The 18,531-nt window shown below is 56.0% G+C and carries 18 protein-coding genes; 17 read left to right on the forward strand and 1 reads right to left on the reverse strand.

Annotation, left to right across the window (positions count from 1 at the left end; all coding sequences use genetic code 11):
- Nucleotides 1–4: 4 nt before the first annotated feature.
- From CQ011_RS09615 to CQ011_RS09695, 17 genes are all read left to right on the forward strand, one after another.
- Nucleotides 5–535 carry an FAS1-like dehydratase domain-containing protein gene (locus tag CQ011_RS09615; RefSeq protein ID WP_105677385.1) on the forward strand — a complete coding sequence of 177 codons (531 nt, stop codon included), beginning with the start codon at nucleotides 5–7 and terminating at the stop codon, nucleotides 533–535.
- Nucleotides 528–968: a Zn-ribbon domain-containing OB-fold protein gene (locus tag CQ011_RS09620; RefSeq protein WP_105677390.1), complete on the forward strand. Its 441-nt coding sequence runs from the start codon at nucleotides 528–530 to the stop codon at nucleotides 966–968. Before CQ011_RS09615 ends, CQ011_RS09620 begins: the two co-directional genes overlap by 8 nt.
- A complete protein-coding gene (locus tag CQ011_RS09625) occupies nucleotides 965–1,405 on the forward strand; it encodes a MaoC family dehydratase (RefSeq protein ID WP_105677394.1) in 441 nt (146 codons plus the stop codon). The genes CQ011_RS09620 and CQ011_RS09625 overlap by 4 nt, the downstream gene beginning before the upstream one ends.
- Entirely contained in the window at nucleotides 1,402–2,577 is a 1,176-nt protein-coding gene (locus CQ011_RS09630; RefSeq protein ID WP_105677396.1) for a lipid-transfer protein, read from the forward strand. The genes CQ011_RS09625 and CQ011_RS09630 overlap by 4 nt, the downstream gene beginning before the upstream one ends.
- Entirely contained in the window at nucleotides 2,570–3,211 is a 642-nt protein-coding gene (locus tag CQ011_RS09635) for a PaaI family thioesterase (protein WP_105677400.1), read from the forward strand. The genes CQ011_RS09630 and CQ011_RS09635 overlap by 8 nt, the downstream gene beginning before the upstream one ends.
- A 240-nt stretch (nucleotides 3,212–3,451) precedes the next feature.
- A complete protein-coding gene (locus CQ011_RS09640; RefSeq protein ID WP_105677403.1) occupies nucleotides 3,452–5,659 on the forward strand; it encodes an acyl-CoA dehydrogenase family protein in 2,208 nt (735 codons plus the stop codon).
- A 93-nt stretch (nucleotides 5,660–5,752) separates the two neighbouring features.
- Nucleotides 5,753–7,909: an acetate--CoA ligase family protein gene (locus tag CQ011_RS09645; protein ID WP_105677406.1), complete on the forward strand. Its 2,157-nt coding sequence runs from the start codon at nucleotides 5,753–5,755 to the stop codon at nucleotides 7,907–7,909.
- Nucleotides 7,910–7,987: 78 nt separating this feature from the next.
- Nucleotides 7,988–8,593 carry a TetR/AcrR family transcriptional regulator gene (locus CQ011_RS09650; protein WP_105677409.1) on the forward strand — a complete coding sequence of 202 codons (606 nt, stop codon included), beginning with the start codon at nucleotides 7,988–7,990 and terminating at the stop codon, nucleotides 8,591–8,593.
- A gap of 40 nt (nucleotides 8,594–8,633) precedes the next feature.
- Entirely contained in the window at nucleotides 8,634–9,461 is an 828-nt protein-coding gene (locus CQ011_RS09655) for a VOC family protein (RefSeq protein WP_105677415.1), read from the forward strand.
- 91 nt (nucleotides 9,462–9,552) lie between these two features.
- A complete protein-coding gene (locus CQ011_RS09660; protein WP_105677420.1) occupies nucleotides 9,553–10,758 on the forward strand; it encodes a thiolase family protein in 1,206 nt (401 codons plus the stop codon).
- Nucleotides 10,759–10,796: 38 nt separating this feature from the next.
- Complete coding sequence (locus CQ011_RS09665) at nucleotides 10,797–11,231, forward strand: Zn-ribbon domain-containing OB-fold protein (RefSeq protein WP_105677424.1); 435 nt, start codon at nucleotides 10,797–10,799, stop codon at nucleotides 11,229–11,231.
- Nucleotides 11,228–12,694 carry an aldehyde dehydrogenase family protein gene (locus tag CQ011_RS09670; RefSeq protein ID WP_105677430.1) on the forward strand — a complete coding sequence of 489 codons (1,467 nt, stop codon included), beginning with the start codon at nucleotides 11,228–11,230 and terminating at the stop codon, nucleotides 12,692–12,694. Before CQ011_RS09665 ends, CQ011_RS09670 begins: the two co-directional genes overlap by 4 nt.
- A 117-nt stretch (nucleotides 12,695–12,811) precedes the next feature.
- Nucleotides 12,812–14,299: an MFS transporter gene (locus tag CQ011_RS09675; RefSeq protein ID WP_105677434.1), complete on the forward strand. Its 1,488-nt coding sequence runs from the start codon at nucleotides 12,812–12,814 to the stop codon at nucleotides 14,297–14,299.
- Nucleotides 14,300–14,498: 199 nt separating this feature from the next.
- Nucleotides 14,499–15,389: a MaoC/PaaZ C-terminal domain-containing protein gene (locus CQ011_RS09680; protein WP_105677436.1), complete on the forward strand. Its 891-nt coding sequence runs from the start codon at nucleotides 14,499–14,501 to the stop codon at nucleotides 15,387–15,389.
- A gap of 28 nt (nucleotides 15,390–15,417) precedes the next feature.
- Nucleotides 15,418–16,185 carry an electron transfer flavoprotein subunit beta/FixA family protein gene (locus CQ011_RS09685; protein ID WP_105677440.1) on the forward strand — a complete coding sequence of 256 codons (768 nt, stop codon included), beginning with the start codon at nucleotides 15,418–15,420 and terminating at the stop codon, nucleotides 16,183–16,185.
- 13 nt (nucleotides 16,186–16,198) lie between these two features.
- The gene (locus tag CQ011_RS09690; RefSeq protein WP_181148062.1) at nucleotides 16,199–17,182 is read left to right on the forward strand and encodes an electron transfer flavoprotein subunit alpha/FixB family protein; all 984 of its coding nucleotides are present in this window, start codon (nucleotides 16,199–16,201) and stop codon (nucleotides 17,180–17,182) included.
- A gap of 16 nt (nucleotides 17,183–17,198) precedes the next feature.
- Entirely contained in the window at nucleotides 17,199–18,146 is a 948-nt protein-coding gene (locus CQ011_RS09695; RefSeq protein ID WP_353616170.1) for a cytochrome b/b6 domain-containing protein, read from the forward strand.
- Between the two features lie 134 nt (nucleotides 18,147–18,280).
- On the opposite strand, the gene CQ011_RS17790 is transcribed toward CQ011_RS09695, so the two are convergent.
- On the reverse strand, nucleotides 18,281–18,445 hold the full coding sequence (locus tag CQ011_RS17790; protein WP_181148063.1) for a hypothetical protein: 165 nt from the start codon (nucleotides 18,443–18,445) through the stop codon (nucleotides 18,281–18,283).
- Nucleotides 18,446–18,531: the final 86 nt, after the last annotated feature.

Consider the following 18,531-nt stretch of genomic DNA (forward strand, 5'->3'; position numbering starts at 1 on the left):
GCAGATGAGTGTAGATCCCAGCCTCGAAATCAACGAGCTGATTAGTGCTAGCCATGAACGAGTGAGTATTGCCCGGGACCCGGTTAACCGCCCCATGATTCATCACCTGTGCGACGCAATGGGGGATGCCAACCCTATCTATTTGGATCCCGAGGTAGCACGCAATGCCGGGCACAGTGATGTGGTTGCACCACCAGCGGCCTTACAGGTTTGGAACATGACTAACCCTAGCGACCCGGAAATTTCCAGCGACGTTGACCGGGCCTATGGAATCCTCGAAGCCAGCGGCTACCCGAAGGTCGTTGCTGTGAACAGCGAACAAGAATATGAACGCCATCTCGTTCCCGGCGACGTATTGACGGCCTATGAAAAAGTCGAGTCACTCAAGGGCCCTAAGCAGACCGGATTAGGCGAAGGGTATTTCATTACCACCCTGACCGAATACAAGGACCAGAACGACCAGCTGGTGGGAACTATGCGTTTCCGCACCCTCTGGTACACCCCAGCCGTAGGACAGGAGCAGGACAATGACTGAAACCATCAGTGAAAAGAAGCAGCGCACCGCAGTGCGTCCGCGCCCGGCCATCAACTTCGACAACAAATTTTACTTTGACGCACTGAACCAGGGCGAACTGGCCATCCAAAAATGCCTTGAATGTAGCCAGCTGCGTCATCCGCCAACCCCAATGTGTCCTAGTTGCCACTGCCTAGATTGGAGACCGGGGGTGATGAGTGGGCGTGGTGAGGTCTTTAGTTTTGTGGTGATGCATCACCCCATCGTCCCGCCTTTCGAAGCTGGCTACGTTGTCGCCGTGATCGAGTTGGAGGAAGGTCCCCGGGTTGTGATGAATATTGAAGGCATTAAGGCAGAACAAGTCGTAGTGGGTATGCCAGTGCTCGTCAGTGCAGAACGCATGGATGAGGATCTTGTGCTTCCCGTTGCCCGTCCGATAGGAGCACGATCATGACCGCAATCGCCAAGACACAGCTATTGGTTGCACCGGTGATCACCGAAGGGCAACAGCTGCCGGAGCTGAAGATTCCAGTCACCGCAACGCTCATTGCTACTGGTGCTGTTGCCACCCGTGATTTCCAGAAGGTACATCATGACAAGTCGGTGGCTCAAGCTGCCGGAACCCCAGATATCTTCATGAATATCCTGACCACAAACTGCCTTGTCAACAGGTACGTCAGTGAATTCTCTGGCCCGCTGGGGCGGATTAAAAAGATTAATATCCGTCTTGGTGCACCGAACTATCCCGGTGATGAGATGACGTTTACTGGCACGGTGCAGGCTGTCCAAGGCGAACGTATTGTCCTGGCGATCAACGGGACTAACTCGCTTGGTCCGCATGTCACCGGAACCGTAGAACTGACCTTTGAATCTCAGGAGGAAACGCGATGAGCAACCTTGCTAATAAAGCCGCAATTGTTGGTATCGGCGCCACTGAGTTCTCCAAAAATTCCGGACGGTCTGAACTGCAGCTCGCCCAAGAAGCAGCGCTCGCCGCTTGTCTTGACGCAGGTGTGGATCCGCATGAAGTTGATGGAATGGTTACCTATTCCATGGACACTAATCCGGCTATTGATGTGGCCCGTGGCCTCGGCTGTAAGGAGCTGAATTTCTTCAGCCATGTTGATTACGGGGGAGGCGCGGCAGCCGGCACCTTGCTGCACGCAGCGATGGCCGTGGCCACCGGTGTGGCCAAGACCGTAGTCTGCTACCGCGCCTTCAATGAGCGCTCTGGTGCCAGGTTTGGTGCGGCGATGAGCACTAACGGTATGGCTCCGGACGCCCGGGCAGCCAACTACTCCTGGTATCTGCCCTCGGGATTGATGACGCCAGCATCCTGGGTTGGCATGTTCGCACGTCGCTATATGCACTTGTATGGGGCAACCAGCGAAGACTTTGGCAGGGTAGCGGTGGCCGACCGTAAACACGCCGCCACCAACCCGAAGGCGTGGTTCTATGAAAAGCCCATAACCCTCGAAGAACACCAGGCTTCACGCTTCATCGCCGATCCCTTGCACCTTTTGGACTGCTGTCAAGAATCAGATGGCGGTCAGGCGTTTGTTGTCACCAGCGTAGAACGCGCCAAGGATCTAAAGGGTAAGGCGGTAACCATTAAGTCCGCCGCCCAGGGCACCAGCTATGACCAGCACTCCATGACGAGCTACTACCGTGCTGATGGTAACCGTGCACTGCCAGAAATGGGTAACGTCGCAAATCAGCTCTGGCGGGATACCGGGTTGGCTCCGCAAGACATCGATACCGCGGTGCTCTATGACCACTTCACTCCGTTCGTGCTGGCACAACTAGAAGAGTTTGGTTTCTGCGGTCGTGGCGAGGCAAAAGACTTCATTAAGAATGGAGCCATAGAACTCGGTGGTCGCCTACCGATCAACACCAACGGTGGTCAGCTGGGCGAAGCCTATATTCATGGAATGAATGGCATTGCCGAGGGCGTTCGACAGATTCGTGGTACCGCAGTTAACCAGGTGGCAAACGCCCGCAACGTGCTGGTCACCGCAGGAACGGGCGTCCCTACCAGTGCATTGATCTTAGGCAATGACTAAGTCCTTTACGTGGCAACCAGCGCAAGAAAGCCACCGAGAAAACGATGACCGAAGGCTGGGCCTTTTGGAGGCTGCTGAGCATACTCGTCGGATCATCGATGCGTTAGTTCGCGTGGATCCACATGATCCGATGGTGAGTGAGGTGGCTGAAAAGTTGGCTAATGTGGCACAGCTATTGGCCGACCGGCAGCTAGTGGACCCGCCGATTGTTGAATCGAAAGACTCGATGCGTAGTGCCGAGTATTTGGACCGTTCGCCGGTGACGGGGTTGTGTAACCCGCTTTCACCGCCACTGGAAGTTGTTCCTGACGGTCAGCACGGCGCTAAAGCTCGGGTGACCATGGGGTTGGCCTATCAAGGACCGCCGGGGCGGGTGCATGGCGGGTATGTCGCGACGTTACTGGATCATGTCATGGGATATGCAGCTGGCACTTCGGGGCAATGGGTGTTCACCAGAACTCTCACCGTGGACTATGACTTAGCGGTTCCATTGTTTCAAGAGCTAGAAATCACTGGGACGATTGACCGGTTTGATGGTCGAAAAGTTTGGATGGTAGGGCAAATCAGCGCGGGTGGACGGGTTGTGGCTAAGGCCCATGGCATGTGGGTAGGGCCTCGCGGTAGCGCGGAATAAAACAAGAACAACATCGTGAAGTGAAAGCCGGGCACCTGTGAGGTGTCCGGCTTTCGCCTGTTGATGAGTACTGCGCTGAGCGGGAGCAAAAATACGGAAAAAAGTTGAAGTGATTTATTCGGAAAAACTGTTGCCTACATCACAAACTTAAACTAGAGTCTAGTTTCAGTTAATCATTTTATTCATCTCGTCAGATGCAGAGCGTGTTGGCGGGACGTTCCCGGAAATGGAGCACCAGGCATGGCCCTATCGCTGACTGAAGAGCAAGTTGACCTCGCAGCTGCAGTAGCTGATTTCACTCGTAGCGCCGTTGATTTGCTCGCTACCCGCCAGGAGCAGGAGTCCCTCGCCGCCGGACAACTTCCGAGTTACTGGGATGAGCTACTAGATAACGGGTTGCACGCCTTGCACCTGAGCGAAGAACTCGGTGGACAAGGCGGAACGCTGGTTGAAACCGCCATCGTGCTTGAAGAGTTCGGGCACCGTCATGTAAGCGGCCCATTTTTGTCCACCGTGCTCGCCAGCGCGGCGGTGAACCTGGCCGAGAACCGCGAGGCGCACACCACGGTACTTGAAGACTTCGCAGCCGGAGCCACCGGCAGTTTGATCCTTGCCTCCGCGAATCTTTCGGCACTAAAAATTTCTGATGGCTGGGCGATCACCGGAGCGGTGCCAGCACTCTCGGCTATAGCCGCCAAGTACCTAGTGGTCGGCTTTGATTTAGCGAGCACCGTTCACTATGCCATAGTCGAATCCGCTACTGCCGGCCTCTCGCGGGTACCAGCAGTCGGCGCCGATTTAGGCAGGGACGCCTCGACCGTGGTCTTTGAAAACGTTGTGATCGGTGAGACTGCGGTGCTCACTGGCGTCACCGCGAGTCAGATTAATGCATTGCATACAGGATTTTGTGGTTCTGAGGCCGCTGGAATCATGCGTTGGGCAAGCGTAGCGTCTAGCGACTACGCCAAAATCCGCGAGCAGTTCTCCACGCCCATCGGATCCTTTCAAGCTATCAAGCACAAGTGCGCGCAGCTGCTGATTAACGCCGAAATGGCTACGGCAGCCGCGTGGTCTGCGGTAGTTTCCGTCACTCAGGACCAAACACAGCAACGACTTGCGGCTGCCAGCGCGCTGGAAGCGGCGATTGTCCCATCCATTGAAGCAATTACCGAAGCGATCACCGTCTTCGGTGGTATTGGTTTCACCTGGGAACATGATGCACACCTTTACTGGCGTCGAGCTATCAGCCTGAATGCACTCAGTTCCCCACACGAACAGTTGCTAATCGACGCCGGTGAAGCGGCGCTCGGCGCGCAACGCTCCATCGATGTGGAGCTAGCCGACGAGGACGCAAGCTTCCGTCGACGGGTCGCGGAACTCTTGAATTCAGCACTGGCTTTGGAAGACGAACATCAAGCCGGGCGCTGGCATACTCGCGGATCAAGGCGTAATTTCCTCGCCGACAACGGTCTGGCCGCACCGCACTGGCCAGCACCCTACGGACTGGGTGCCACTCCGGCACAACAAGTCATCATTGCCCAAGAATATGCACGGCACAACCTGACTCAACCATCTAGCGTGATTGGCGAATGGGCGATGCCCACCATTTTGGCCTTCGGCAGCGATGCCCTCAAGGAACAGTTCACCTTACCTACGCTCCGTGGCGAACTGATCTGGTGTCAGTTGTTCTCCGAACCGGGTGCCGGCTCGGACTTAGCAGGGTTGAGCACACGCGCTATCAAGGTCGAGGACGGCTGGAAGCTTTCGGGGCAGAAAGTCTGGACATCCGGTGCACATGAGGCGCACTGGGGAATCTGCCTAGCACGCACCGACCCTACCGTGGCCAAACATCGGGGTCTGAGCTACTTCTTAGTGGATATGTCCGCCGCGGGAGTAGACGTTCGCCCCTTGCGCCAAGCTACGGGGGAGTCAGAGTTTAACGAGGTCTTCCTCGATGATGTATTCGTTGCCGATGAGTATTTGTTGGGGGAGCCCGGTCAAGGCTGGCGAATTACCGCCACCACCTTGCAAAATGAACGCACACAGATTTCATCCGGTGTCTCTATCGGCACCGAAGACGGATTGCGTCAGTTGATCAATGAGCAGAGCTACATCGGCTGCCGGGAAAATGCGCTTGAGGTGTTAGGACGTTCGGCAGCGATTAGCGGTGCCATCGGTGCGATGAATCTGCGCGAAACTCTCAAGCAGGTCAACGGCCTGCAGCCTGGGGCCGGGTCTTCATTGGCCAAGGTGGCCCATGCCCGATTGTCGCGGCAGACCGCCGGCCAATTGCTCAAACTGGCCGGACCGTCAGCAATCTTCGCCCATGCCCCAGCCGATGCGGTGACCGCTCAGCTGGCTGTACCGCAGGTACTCATTGGCGGGGGCACCACTGAAATTCAGCTGAACGTAATCGCTGAACGGATTATCGGACTGCCGCGCGGTTAGACGGCAGACGCGTATTTCCTGATTTGCTTCCGGGCCACCGCGCCCGACATAAAGCCACGCTGATGTGGCGCACCGTGAAAGGACCTTCTGGGCATGACTGCACTAACCATTGCGACGCCGAGCAGCAATAACTTGGCACCCTCCCGACTGCGTGAACTGCTTGAACCAAGCAGCATCGTCATCGTCGGGGCCAACACCACGAACACTTGGTCAAGTTTCACCCATTCAAATCTCGGTGCAGCCGGATTTGAGGGAACCGTGTATCTGGTAAACCGCCGCGGCGAAGAATGCCACGGCCAAGCCTCCTATACAAGCATTGCTGACCTGCCCGAAACCCCGGACTTGGCAGTGGTGCTGACCGGAACCAACTCGCTGCCAGAGATTCAACAGCAGTGCATCGCCAAAGGCATCCGCAACTTGATCGTGTTGGCCAGTGGATTGGGTGAGGCAGGTGCAGAAGGCCAGGCCCTGCAACAGTTGCTGGTGGATCGCGCACGCTCAGCCGATCAGCTGATCCTCGGACCAAATAATCTAGGTTTTATTAATGCCCATGCGAAGGTGGCGGCTTTTGGGCATATGACCCAACTGCCTTTGGTGACCGGATCGGTTGGCATTGCCAGCCAATCCGGAGCTCTAGCCATATATCTGCTGCCCTATATGGCCAGTCGCGGTGTCGGTGTTTCCTATGCCGTCACGGTGGGCAACGAGGCGATGGTTTCAGCCATTGATGTCATGAATTTGCTCATCGATGATCCGAACACGAAGGTCATTGCCGCCTATCTAGAACAGATCACCAACACGCAACAGTTCTTGGACGTGGCCCGCCGGGCTCGAGAAGCTGGCAAACCCATCGTCATCTTTAAGGCTGGTGCCTCCGAAGCTTCAGCTATGGCCGCCGCAGCGCATACTGGCTCGCTAGCAGGCGATGACAATGTCATCGACGCGATCTGCAAACAGTTCGGGGTGATCCGCGTGTCCAATATTGAAGAGCTTGTCGCCACCGCTGGCATCTTGGAATCCTATGGTGCCCTACCGGGCCCGCGCTTTGGAGTGGTTACCGGCTCCGGTGCCATGTGCGCGCTGATTGCTGACAAAGCTCAAGACGCGGGGCTGGAACTACCAGCCCCGCTGGAATCCACCGTGCAGCGGCTGCGGGAAGAGGGTTTGCCCGAATTCGCCGCGGTCAACAACCCCATGGATACCACCGGTTACATCTCGGTTGACCCCTCGATTTTGACCAAAGCCGGGGATGCATTCATCGATGATGAAAGTTTTGACTTCGTTGTGCTCAACACCTCATGGCCCACCAACCAGTTCATGGTGGATCTTGGTAAACCCACGGAACCTGGATTGCACCGGCAGCTGAAAGAGGCCGGCAAGCCGGTGGTAGCGATGAGCTTCTTGCCAACGGAAGTTAACGAATTCGCGCGCAACTTCGCGGCCGAGCATGGATTGCCACATGCCTCGGATTCCTTTGAACGCGGTATTGAAGCCGCCGGTCACAGCGTCTGGTGGGGACAGCGTTGCGCACAGTTGGAGGACGAACTGGAGCTTAAGACACCGGCAATAATTCAAAAGCCGGATGCGGCAGAGCATTTCAGCGAGATTGAAACCGGAGATTTTCTGCGAAGCCACGGCGTGCCATATGTGCCCGGGAAGGTGACTTCCACCGTCGCCCATGCAGTTCAAACGGCAGAAACCATCGGGTATCCCGTGGTGCTAAAGATTGCCAGTGAAGACATTGCACACAAAACCGAGGTAGGCGGCGTACGCCTCGCGTTGAAAGATGCTACGGAAGTAGCGCAAGCATATGAATTCATCATGGATTCCGTGGCCCGGCTTGCCCCAGAAGCCTGCATCCAAGGGGTCGCGGTCTCACCCATGCGCCCTGCGGGCAATGAACTTTTGGTCGGCATCATCACCGACCCGCAGTGGGGTAAGGTGCTGGCCGTTGGCTTCGGTGGAGTGATGGTGGAGATCCTCAAAGACTCGGCCCTGCGCCTGCTACCGGTCAGCCCCGTTGAAATCCGCCGAATGCTTGAATCCCTCAAGGGTATTGAACTCCTCACCGGGTTCCGCGGTTCGCAGGCTACCGACCTAGATGACCTGGCCCAGAGGATCTTTGAAATAACCGAAGTGGCGCTGGGGTTGGGAGATCAGCTCGAAGAATTGGAGATCAACCCACTGCGTGTGGCAGGCAATCAGATCGAGGCTTTGGACGCCCTCGTGCGGTGGAAGGAGCAATCATGAGTCGTTTCTCATTGCAAATTCGTGAAAACAAGGTGGTAGCGTGGGAAATCCACAAGTTCACCGAACACGAGGCACGGCATGACAGGACAATCCATCTCGCCAACGAGCGAGTTACCGGCCTATCAGGTCGTCCGGCGCCAGCGAATCATCGATGCCGCCAAGGACATGCTAAGAGTCACCGACTACGAATCCATCCAGATCCGCGACGTGGCGACTTCTGCCAACGTCGCGCTGGGCACACTGTACCGCTATTTCAGCTCCAAGGACCATCTTTACGCAGAAGTGGTCTTCGACTGGGCGACACCCTTCTCCCAGACGAGGCTGCCCAACGACGAATTGATGGGCACCACCGAACGCATCAGTTTCAGGCTCCGCGGGGCTTTGGCTTCGTTCGAGAAGCACCCGTACTTCTACAAGGCGATTTTGCAGTTGCGCAGCAGCTCGGTCGCGGATGTGGGGCCGGTAATGGTGCGCCTGGGCGAAATTTTGGAAGAACCCATCCGGGTAGAAATGAGTGCCTTGGACGAGGCAGAAGCCGCAGATATTACGGTTATGGTTTGGGCCTTGTTGATGGACGTCGTCAGTCGCGTCATTTCCAAGGACAAAACCATTCAGGAAGCCTACCGGATCCTGGACCGGTTCGTTGTACTGGTCAAGCACCGTTTGGAGCCCGTCGCCTCGTAGTCACGGTTCGGGCACATGTCAATGACGTAGCCGGTGTCCGATGAGCGCCTACGAACTAGACCACGTAGCCTTTGCTGTACCTAGCTGGACTAGTGCCGGACCGGCCCTGAGTCAACAATTTGGTGCCCGCTGGGTTTCCGGCTTCACACAAGAAGTTTTTAGCCCCAGTCAGCTTGAACTCGTCGATGGCATGCGTCTGGAACTGCTGGAACCGGGTAGCGCGGGTCACGGATTCATCACCGATTATCTTCACACCACACAAGGCCGTCCCAAAGCGCATCACATCACCTTTAAGGTGGCCGATATCCGTGCCGCCTTAGAGACGGCCCGGGCTGCTGGAGTGCGCACTATCTTGGAGAATATTGAAAATCCGTGGTGGCGAGAGGCCTTCTTGCATCCAAAGGACACTGGACTAGGTTTCTTAGTCCAGTTGGTGGAAACCAGCCTGAGCCTGGATTCCGAGGACCCGATTATCTCACCAGGCCAGGTACCCTGCCCGTGGGAAAACAGCAATCAGTTCCCCGCTCAAACACAGTTACCTAGCGCCCGACTCGACGCCATCTACGGTCTTGTTCGCGATGAATCGTTGGCCCGCCGTGCCTTGTGCACGGTGCTCGGCGGAAAATTGGAGTTCATCAAGGGGGCCACGGCCTCTGCCATGGTGTTCTCCTGGGCGCAAGGTGCGCATTTGGTGTTAGAAGCAACAGGTACCAGCACTCCGGCGCTCCAAGCCTTGGTTTTTTCGCAGGCTTGCGCACCACCGCTGGTGTTCGACCACCACTTGATCCAAGCGCTGCACTGCGATACGCAACCCTACGGTCCCTTAGGTATCGATGTGCTGGACTACCGGTATCAACCGGCCAACTAAGCACCATCACTTTGAAATTACCTGGTCACCGCCGCACCCAAAAACTGCGGTGAACCATCACCACACCACCCCGAATCTAAGGAGCATCCGAATGGGACTCAAAGGTCAAGCAGCCATCCTGGGCTATTGCGAACTTCCACCACAACGCAAGCTCACTCGTGAACCAACCTTCAGCTTGGAACAGTGGGCCAGATTGTCTAAGGCTGCCCTGGATGACGCAGGACTAGACGCCACCGACATCAACGGCATCGTAACCCCGATGATCGGTGAAGCTGAATTCTTTGTCCCTTCTACCGTCACCGAATACTTGGGTATCGATGCGAACTTCGCAGAAATCGTGGACTTAGGTGGAGCTGGCTCGGCCGCCGGAATTTGGCGTGCTGCGGCCGCGGTGGAGCTGGGATTATGCGATGCGGTGCTGGTGACCTTCCCTGGCACCCACATCGTGCCAACCGATGAGCGCAAGCCCTTCGTCATGGACGACAAGATGTACTTCGGGGCCTCCTCCAATGCCTATGGGTCCCCCCAAGCGGAGTTCGAGATCCCGTTTGGCAACCTAGGACAGAACGGACCGTACGGACAGATCGCTAAACGTTACGGGCACGAATTCGGCTATGACGAACGTGCCATGGCCAAGATAGCGGTGGACCAGCGGACCAACGCCTGCGCCACCCCGGGAGCGGTCTTCCACGGCCAGCCGATTACCGTCAATGATGTGTTGAATTCTCCGATGATCGCCGACCCGTTGCACATGCTGGAAATAGTTATGCCGTGCCAAGGCGGAGCAGCCGTCGTAGTAGGCAACGCAAACATGGCTAAAAAGTCCAAGAATCGTCCGGTATGGATTACCGGTTTCGGTGAGCGAGTGCCCTACAAGACTCCCACCTACGCCCGAGACTTGATGACCTCTCCGATGGTTCATGCTGCAGAGCAGGCGTTCTCTATGGCTGGGATTACCCGTACAGACGTGGACATGGTCTCAATATACGACTGCTATTCGATTACCGTCTTGATGAGCCTCGAAGATGCCGGATTTGCGCCCAAGGGAAAGGGCATGGATTTTGTGGCCAACCATGACCTGACCTTCCGGGGGGACTTCCCGATGAACACCGCGGGCGGACAACTTTCCTTCGGTCAGTCCGGCGTCGCTGGCGGAATGCACCATGTCATTGATGGGGCCAGACAAATTATGGGCCGCGCCAATGCTGCTCAGGTCTCCGATTGTAACCGTGCCTTCGTCAGCGGCAACGGCGGCATTATGAGTGAACAAACCGCCCTGATCCTGCAAGGCGATTAGCTTCCGCGCGTTACCCGTTTCTCGAAAGGAATACTCTCATGTCTACATATGCACTGCCCAAGCTGTCTCGACCATTGCCGGTGCCGACCCCGCTGACCCGCCCCTTCTGGGACGCGTTGGCCGAACGTAAGGTCCGTATCCAGTATTCTCCGTCCCTTGACGAATACATCTTTTATCCGCGCCCGTTGGCTCCGCGCACGCTGGCCGATGACCTGCAGTGGCGTGAGATCTCGGGAAACGGAACCCTCTACTCCTATACGGTCGCCACGCGTCCGCCAGCCCCTCACTTTGCGGCTGAAGGCGAAATGATTTTGGCTATTGTTCAGTGGGATGAAGGACCTAAGTTCTCTACCGAGATCGTTAATGTCAAACCCGAGAATCTGCATCTGGGAATGGAGCTTTCCCCGGTGTTTACCGATTATCCGGAAGGAAATATCACGATGCTGCGCTATGAGCCAAGGAGTGGGGTATGAGTTTGGAAACCGTAGTAGGACTGCCAACACCGGCGCTGGTGGTTGACGGGCAACAAATCCGCGAGGGGCAGCAGCTCTTCGAACACCTAGACCCGGCCACTGGCAAACCCAATGGCATGGTACCGATGGCTAGTATTGAGCAGGTCGATGCCGCGGTGCTCGCCGCGCACCAAGCTTTCGATTCTTGGCGCAGGCTTCCTGGAGCTCAACGTGCTCGCTTACTCTTTAGGCTCGCTGAACTGATGGAGGAACGCGCACCGCTGTTGGCTGAAGCGAACCGTGCAGATAACGGCGCTCCCAAGAGTACCGCCAGCAATATGGTGGCCGCAGCTGTGGATTGGGTCCGTTATTACGCTGGCTGGGCGGATAAACTTCCGTTGGGCCGAGTGAGCAGCAATGGTGGCGCAGGCGGTTCCTTGGGACACACATTAAGACAGCCCTATGGGGTGATCGGGGCGGTGATCACTTGGAACGCACCTGTCATGTCATTGGCAATGAAAGTGCCTGCAGCTCTAGCCGCTGGCAACACGATGGTGATCAAGCCTAGCGAACTCACCCCCTTCACCCCAACAGTATTTGCTCAGCTGGTACAGGAAGCAGGGATCCCTGATGGGGTGATCAATATTGTTACTGGTGGGGCCGAAGCAGGCGCTGCCTTGGTGGAACATCCGCTGGTAAAAAAGATCACTTTCACCGGTGGACCAGTTACCGCACGCGCCATTGCGCGCAGCTGTGCCGAAACCTTCAAACCGATGATCTTAGAACTGGGCGGAAAATCCGCCAACATCGTCTTTGACGATGCTGATCTTGAAAAAGCAGCCGGACACGCTGCATTCCTGGCCTTCGGGATGATGAGTGGCCAAGCCTGTGCGTTGCCTACTCGATTACTGGTCCAGCGCGGGGTCTATGAGCAGTTCATTAGGATGGTTCAGAGCATCGCCGAGTCTTTCCCCCTCGGTGACCCTGCTGGCGACTACACACTGTGTGGTCCGGTGGTTAGCCAGCAGGCCATCGACCGGATCCAGTCCATGGTTGCTCAGGCCCACACCGACGGGGCCCGGCTGGTGACCGGGGGGAAGCGGGCCGAAGGAGAACTGGCCGAGGGATATTTCTACCCACCGACGATTTTTGCCGATGTAGATCCCGCCTCTCAGCTAGCGCAGGAAGAAGTTTTTGGACCCGTGCTGGCAGTGATTCCCTTCGAGGATGAAGCAGAAGCACTGGCTTTGGCCAATGACACCCAGTATGGGCTTTCGGGGTATGTCTGGACCGCAGATTTAGGTCGCGGGCTACGCCTCAGTGAAGAGTTGGTCACCGGCGAGGTGGCGGTTAACGGGGCATTTAACGCCACTGCAGAACGTCCTTTTGGCGGCATCGGACATTCGGGCATTGGCAATGAAGGTGGGCTTGAAGGCCTAGAAGAGTTCTTCTGGACCAAGTCTGTGGGCATCTCAACCCACTAATGCGCCCGCTCGGGCAAGATTCATCACCGTATGGCCTTGCCTGGGTTACTGCCTGGATGCACCGGCCACCGGTGCATCCACTGTGCGCTATGACGGCGCAGAAATGGCAGGACTAAGATGAATGAACCACAGACAAGGCCTGCAGCACCCATAGTGCGCAACGCAGTCCCGGGATTCGCCGCGGTAGTCGCGGTATTGGTGCTCGCGGAAATCGTTTCGGCTTTTGAACTGTCCATGATGTACGTGACCCTGCCCACCCTGATGGCAGATTTCCAGAAGGATGCCAGCACCGTGGCCTGGGTAGTCACCATCTACCTATTGGTCTCGGCGTCCGCCGCGTTGCTCGGTGGGCGTCTGGGAGATATGTATGGCCGTCGTAAGGTCATGCTGGTCGTACTCATATTGGCCGGTATTGGCTCCTTCATTTCGTTAATCGGTGGCAGCCTAGAAATGATCATCATAGGCCGAGGCATCCAAGGTACCGCCGGTGCGGTCATGGGACTGGCCTTTGGATTGGCCCGTGAGCACCTACAGGAAAAGAAATTGCCGGTAGGAGTTTCCATGATTGGCGCTTCAGCGCTGATCGCTGGCGCTGGCGGGGCGCTCATTGCCGGTCTGATGATTGATGTTTATTCCTGGCATGGAATTTTCCTCTTTGCTGGGGTGCTGGCTGCCATTGCAGCTATCGCTGTGTTGCTGGTGATCCCCAAAGACCAGCCACGGCCGAACATTCGCAACCGACAGGACTTGTTTGGCGCTTTGTTGCTACCCATTGGCGCCTCGGGTCTACTACTAGGATTGTCTAACAGCTCCAAAACTGGTTTTTTCACCGTGCAAGCTGGCGGAATCATCCTTGCCGGTGCCATCGCGGTTGCCGTTTGGATTTGGTGGGAGCTGCACACCCCTAGCCCGATCGTGAACCTAAGGATGTTCAAAAATAAGCAGATTGCGCTGGTGATGACGGCAACTTTTCTGGCCGCCGTCGGTCCTATTGGGGGTCTTGCGGTACCCAGTCAGATGGTGCTGCAATATCCACCTGAACTCGGTTTTGGTCTGGGATTCACTGCCACCGCCGCTGGGACCTTCAGCTGTGTGACAGCACTGGTTGGCTACTTCTTCTCACCTTTAGGTGGCAGGCTTGCCCAAATGTTTGGTGCTCGAATCGTGTTCATAACCGGTTTGCTGTTGATGACCTGCGCGGTCATTCCGATCGTGTTGTTACTTGGAAACTTGCCGGTGTTTTTGGTGGCTATGACTGTGAACGCGGTGGGTGTTTCCCTGACCTTCGGGGCCCTACCCAATGTGCTTATCGAGGCTGTGCCAGCATCTCATACCTCGGAGAGTACCGGGACAAACACGATGGTGCGAAATATCGGGCAATCCGTGGCGACCGCGATTGGTGCGTTCTTGCTTGCGCGTCGGCAGGATCCGGCGACTTCCTTGGTGGCCGAACAGGGGGTCGGTGACGCCTTCATATTCGTGGCAGTGTTCGGAGCGCTGTCCTTGATCGTCGCCTGCTTCCTTAACCGCCGTCCGGTGGTGTGGAACCCGGAAAACACGGGTTCTGTAGCTAATGCGCCGAAATTGGTGCAGGGACGTTCCTAGCCCGCCGTGCGGCTGCAATTCATGGAATAGGTGCCTTGCGCAAGTACTGCGCCGGGCACCTTCCTGCAGTTAAAGGGTTATTGCAGGACGCTTGGCATATTCGGCAAGACAACTATAGACAAAAACTAGAATCTAATTATAGTATTTAGTAGTTGGTGATCTAACCCACACTCCCACGACAATCAACGGAAGGCATTTAATGGCCATCTATACCCAGAACATCGGCAAAGTCGTCGAAGGTGAACCGGTGACCTGGACCGGTGACCAAGCATTGCTCTATGCGTTGAGCATTGGAGTGGGCCGGCCCGACTCTACCGACCGGATCGCATACACCACGGAGAATTCTGCTGGCATCGAGCAACGAGCCTTCCCGACCTTTGCTGTAGTTTTGGGGGGAAGCTCAGGCTCGCTTGCAGACTTAGGGGACTTCAGACTTCATCAGATTTTACATGGAGGTCAGTCACTGACCTTGCATCAAGAACTACAACCGGCAGGCACCGCTACACCTCGCCACTTTATGAGCGCGGTCTACGACCAGGGCCAAAACGCAATCATCGAGTTGACGACAGAACTGGTGGACCCGGCCGGACAACTAATGGCCACCAGTATTACCTCAATGGTGATTCGCGGGGAGAACGGCTACGGTCCACGACCTCCGATCGCCTTGGGCTGGGTGGACCGACAAGAGCCAGCGGACAAGATTGTCCAGAGCCCAACCAGTACCGACCAAGCTTTGCTCTATCGGCTGAACGGCGATAAGAACCCGCTGCACTCCGACCCGGCGATGGCCCAGAAGATCGGATTCGAACGTCCAATTCTGCATGGGCTTTGCACCTACGCTATGGCCGCCGAAGCGTTGCTGCGCTCGGTAGACCAGCTAGCTGAAAAGGGTCTGGGTTCAATTTCAGCTCGTTTCGCCGCTCCTGTCATCCCCGGGCAGACCTTGACCACACATATCTGGAACACGACTGAAGGCGCAAACTTTCAGGTCCTATGTGAAGGCAAAGTGGTGCTTGACCGCGGTGTCGCTATCGCTATCGGGAACCGAGCAGCATCAACCACACCGGCTTTGGATAACGCGAAAGTCTAAGACTACCTACCTGAGAGAGGTCAAAGTAATGAAAATTGCAGTACTGATCAAACAGGTTCCAGACACCGAGGAACCGCGCAAGCTTGCCGCAAGCGGCCATTTAGACCGCAACGAAGCTGAATTAATTGCTGACGAAATTACAGAACGTGCACTGGAAGTAGCGCTGAAAGTCAAAGATGGTGATAAGAAGACCGAAATTATCGCTGTGACCCTAGGCCCTGGTTCCGCAACCGACGCACTGCGTAAAGCGCTGTCATTGGGGGCAGACTCGGCGATGCACATTCAAGATGAGTCTCTGGCTGGATCCGACGCGGTGAGCACCGCCCGCGCGCTAGCCGAAGCGTTGCGCAAGATAGACGCCGACGCGATCCTCGCCGGAGGTGAGTCTACCGACGGTCGCGGTGGCGTCGTACCGGCCATGGTGGCCGAACTGCTGGGACTGCCCTTTGCCGGGCCACTGGCAGCAGTGGATTTCGAAGGCAGCAAAGTAACCGGTCAACGTCCTGTAGCCGGAGGCAATCAACAGGTCAGCGTCGGGTTGCCTGCGGTCCTCACCGTGACCGAGAGCGTGGGAGAAGCACGTTTTCCGAAGTTCAAGGGCATCATGACTGCCAAACGCAAACCTATTAATGCAGAAGACGCGGCCTCACTTGGACTGACCGTAGATCATGCGACCGGCAACCGCGTGCTTTCTTCCGCTGTCCGTCCGCCACGCAGCTCAGGACAGATCATCCAAGATGAAGGCGATGCCGTCCAGCGACTTATCGCCTACCTCGAATCCGAACAGCTCATCTGAAAGGCACATACACATGACTGACATCTTGATTCACGTGGAGATTTCTCCCGACGGCACTCCTGCTTCGAACACTGGACACCTGCTGGCACTGGCAAGGGGTTTAGGGAGGCCGGTAGCGGTTGCCGCAGTTGGGCCAGATGATGGTGCTGTCCCGCTAGGGCAAGCGCTGGGAGCGCTCGGCGCACAGGTGTGCTTTATTGCGCAGACCGAGGCAGCAACGAATACAATTGCCGGCGGCGGCACTGAAGCACTGCAAGCGGCCTTAGAGCGTTTTGATGCTTCGACCGTATTATGCGCCAGTACCCCTGACGGCCGAGAAGTGTTGGCCCGGCTAGCAATCCGCACTGACGCTCGATTGTTGCTTGAAGCTCAGACGCTACGCCTGGCCGGAGAGCAGCTGATCGCCAGCCACTCCGTCTTCGGCGGAAACTACACCACCGAATCCACCCTTGGCTCATCCTTAGCATTGGTGACAGTGGCATCCTCAGGTACCCAACCTCCCGCGGCAATTGATGCTCCGGAAATCATCATCGAGACGTTGGCTGTAAACGAAACTGGCTGCAGCCTGCAAGATTTCACGCAGGCACAGTCCCGTGCTGAGCGTCCAGAATTGCGTGGAGCACAGATCGTAGTCTCCGGTGGTCGTGGTCTAGCGTCCCAAGAGAACTTCAGTCTTATTGAAGACTTGGCCGACTCACTTAAGGCTGGGCTAGGGGCTTCGCGAGCAGCGGTCGACGCAGGCTATGTAGAGCAATCACATCAGGTTGGACAGACCGGCGTGAGCGTTTCGCCTCAGCTGTATCTAGCGGTCGGTATATCTGGAGCCATTCAGCACTTGGCTGGTATGCAGACAGCAAAGCGCATTGTTGCGATTAACAGAGATGAAAACGCACCAATTTTCTCCATTGCTGATTTTGGCATTGTTGGGGATCTATTCCAGATCCTTCCGCAACTGACTGAACAGATCCAAGCCAAGCGATCAGTATCCGCCGGTTAGGCAGGGAGAACCTACCATGACGATGACTATGAAAAACGGAACTACGCCGCAGAATAAGAACCCGGGAAACCAGGTCTTGAAAAAAACAAAGTTTGTTGTCGGACTGGTGGTGATCTTGGCTGCTCTGGTGTTGCTGGCTCGCTGGTGGAGCGGCACCGCGACGGGAACGCAGTTCATCGCCAGCTACTCGGGACATTCGAACCTGCCACAAAATGCTCCGACAGGTATTCCTGCATGGCTGGGCTGGCAGCACTTCTTGAACGCCTTTTTCTTGATTCTGATCATTCGTTCAGGCTGGTTGATCCGCACTACAACCCGGCCCAAAGCATATTGGAGCAGAAATAATACGGGTCTGTTCAAAACCAAAGGCAAGGCAAAGAAGATCAGCCTGGAAATTTGGGTGCACTTGTGCTTTGACGTGTTGTGGCTGGCAAATGGTGTGGTTTTTATTGCGATGCTTTTCGCGACCGGTGCGTGGATGCGCATAGTCCCGACAAGTTGGGATGTATTTCCTAACGCGTTTAGCTCCGGTATCCAGTACTTATCTTTGGAATGGCCGCAGGAGAACGGATGGTTGTACTATAACGCCCTGCAGCTGCTGGCTTACTTTGTGGTGGTCTTCATTGCCGCGCCGCTAGCGGCCATAACTGGCTTGCGTATGTCGCCGGTCTGGAACGAAAAATGGGCAGTGGCAAACAAGATCTTGCCGATAGAAGCTGCACGCAAACTACACTTTCCGGTCATGCTGTTCTTCGCTTCATTTATACTCATGCATGTGTTGTTGGTGATGCTCACCGGAGTCCGGTCAAACCTCAACCACATGTTTGCTGCGAGGAGTGATGACGGATGGCTAGGGGTAATTCTCTTCAGTATTGCGGTATTTTTAACGGCTTTGGCCTGGCTGGCCTGCCGGCCGATTATCGTCCGCAGCGTGGCAGGGTTAACCGGGAAAATCTCCAAATAGCCATAGACCGCCCGGACCCATAACTTTGGATCTGGAAACTTAGTCGAGTTACCAATGTGGCGCGTACATTTTATGTACGCGCCACCTCTGCAGAACAGTTCACCCCAAAACTATCGCGCTGATTCAGTCAGGACTCAGGCCTTAGTATCGCGCAAAACCTTTTTCGAAATCTTCCCGGTTGGAGTCTTAGGAATGTTCTCCACAAAATGGATGATCAGTCCGAGGACAAATTCCAGGATATGGCGGAGGGCGTTGTAGCTCTCGTCATTGGTGGAGTTCAAACACACTGAGGCGTGCATGGTGACGTTCGTAGTGCGAATCTTTCTGCACTGTGAAACAATTCGGGTTCATGCATTTGAAATACATGTCAGATGCTATTACTGAC

It is taken from the genome of Arthrobacter sp. MYb213 (assembly GCF_002979915.1).
Classification (GTDB): Bacteria; Actinomycetota; Actinomycetes; order Actinomycetales; family Micrococcaceae; genus Glutamicibacter.

Coding starts and splice junctions, on each gene's coding strand:
- CQ011_RS09615 (WP_105677385.1), top strand. CDS start 5: ATGAGTGTAGATCCCAGCCTCGAAATCAACGAGCTGATTAGTGCTAGC.
- CQ011_RS09620 (WP_105677390.1), top strand. CDS start 528: ATGACTGAAACCATCAGTGAAAAGAAGCAGCGCACCGCAGTGCGTCCG.
- CQ011_RS09625 (WP_105677394.1), top strand. CDS start 965: ATGACCGCAATCGCCAAGACACAGCTATTGGTTGCACCGGTGATCACC.
- CQ011_RS09630 (WP_105677396.1), top strand. CDS start 1,402: ATGAGCAACCTTGCTAATAAAGCCGCAATTGTTGGTATCGGCGCCACT.
- CQ011_RS09635 (WP_105677400.1), top strand. CDS start 2,570: ATGACTAAGTCCTTTACGTGGCAACCAGCGCAAGAAAGCCACCGAGAA.
- CQ011_RS09640 (WP_105677403.1), top strand. CDS start 3,452: ATGGCCCTATCGCTGACTGAAGAGCAAGTTGACCTCGCAGCTGCAGTA.
- CQ011_RS09645 (WP_105677406.1), top strand. CDS start 5,753: ATGACTGCACTAACCATTGCGACGCCGAGCAGCAATAACTTGGCACCC.
- CQ011_RS09650 (WP_105677409.1), top strand. CDS start 7,988: ATGACAGGACAATCCATCTCGCCAACGAGCGAGTTACCGGCCTATCAG.
- CQ011_RS09655 (WP_105677415.1), top strand. CDS start 8,634: ATGAGCGCCTACGAACTAGACCACGTAGCCTTTGCTGTACCTAGCTGG.
- CQ011_RS09660 (WP_105677420.1), top strand. CDS start 9,553: ATGGGACTCAAAGGTCAAGCAGCCATCCTGGGCTATTGCGAACTTCCA.
- CQ011_RS09665 (WP_105677424.1), top strand. CDS start 10,797: ATGTCTACATATGCACTGCCCAAGCTGTCTCGACCATTGCCGGTGCCG.
- CQ011_RS09670 (WP_105677430.1), top strand. CDS start 11,228: ATGAGTTTGGAAACCGTAGTAGGACTGCCAACACCGGCGCTGGTGGTT.
- CQ011_RS09675 (WP_105677434.1), top strand. CDS start 12,812: ATGAATGAACCACAGACAAGGCCTGCAGCACCCATAGTGCGCAACGCA.
- CQ011_RS09680 (WP_105677436.1), top strand. CDS start 14,499: ATGGCCATCTATACCCAGAACATCGGCAAAGTCGTCGAAGGTGAACCG.
- CQ011_RS09685 (WP_105677440.1), top strand. CDS start 15,418: ATGAAAATTGCAGTACTGATCAAACAGGTTCCAGACACCGAGGAACCG.
- CQ011_RS09690 (WP_181148062.1), top strand. CDS start 16,199: ATGACTGACATCTTGATTCACGTGGAGATTTCTCCCGACGGCACTCCT.
- CQ011_RS09695 (WP_353616170.1), top strand. CDS start 17,199: ATGACGATGACTATGAAAAACGGAACTACGCCGCAGAATAAGAACCCG.
- CQ011_RS17790 (WP_181148063.1), bottom strand. CDS start 18,445: ATGCACGCCTCAGTGTGTTTGAACTCCACCAATGACGAGAGCTACAAC.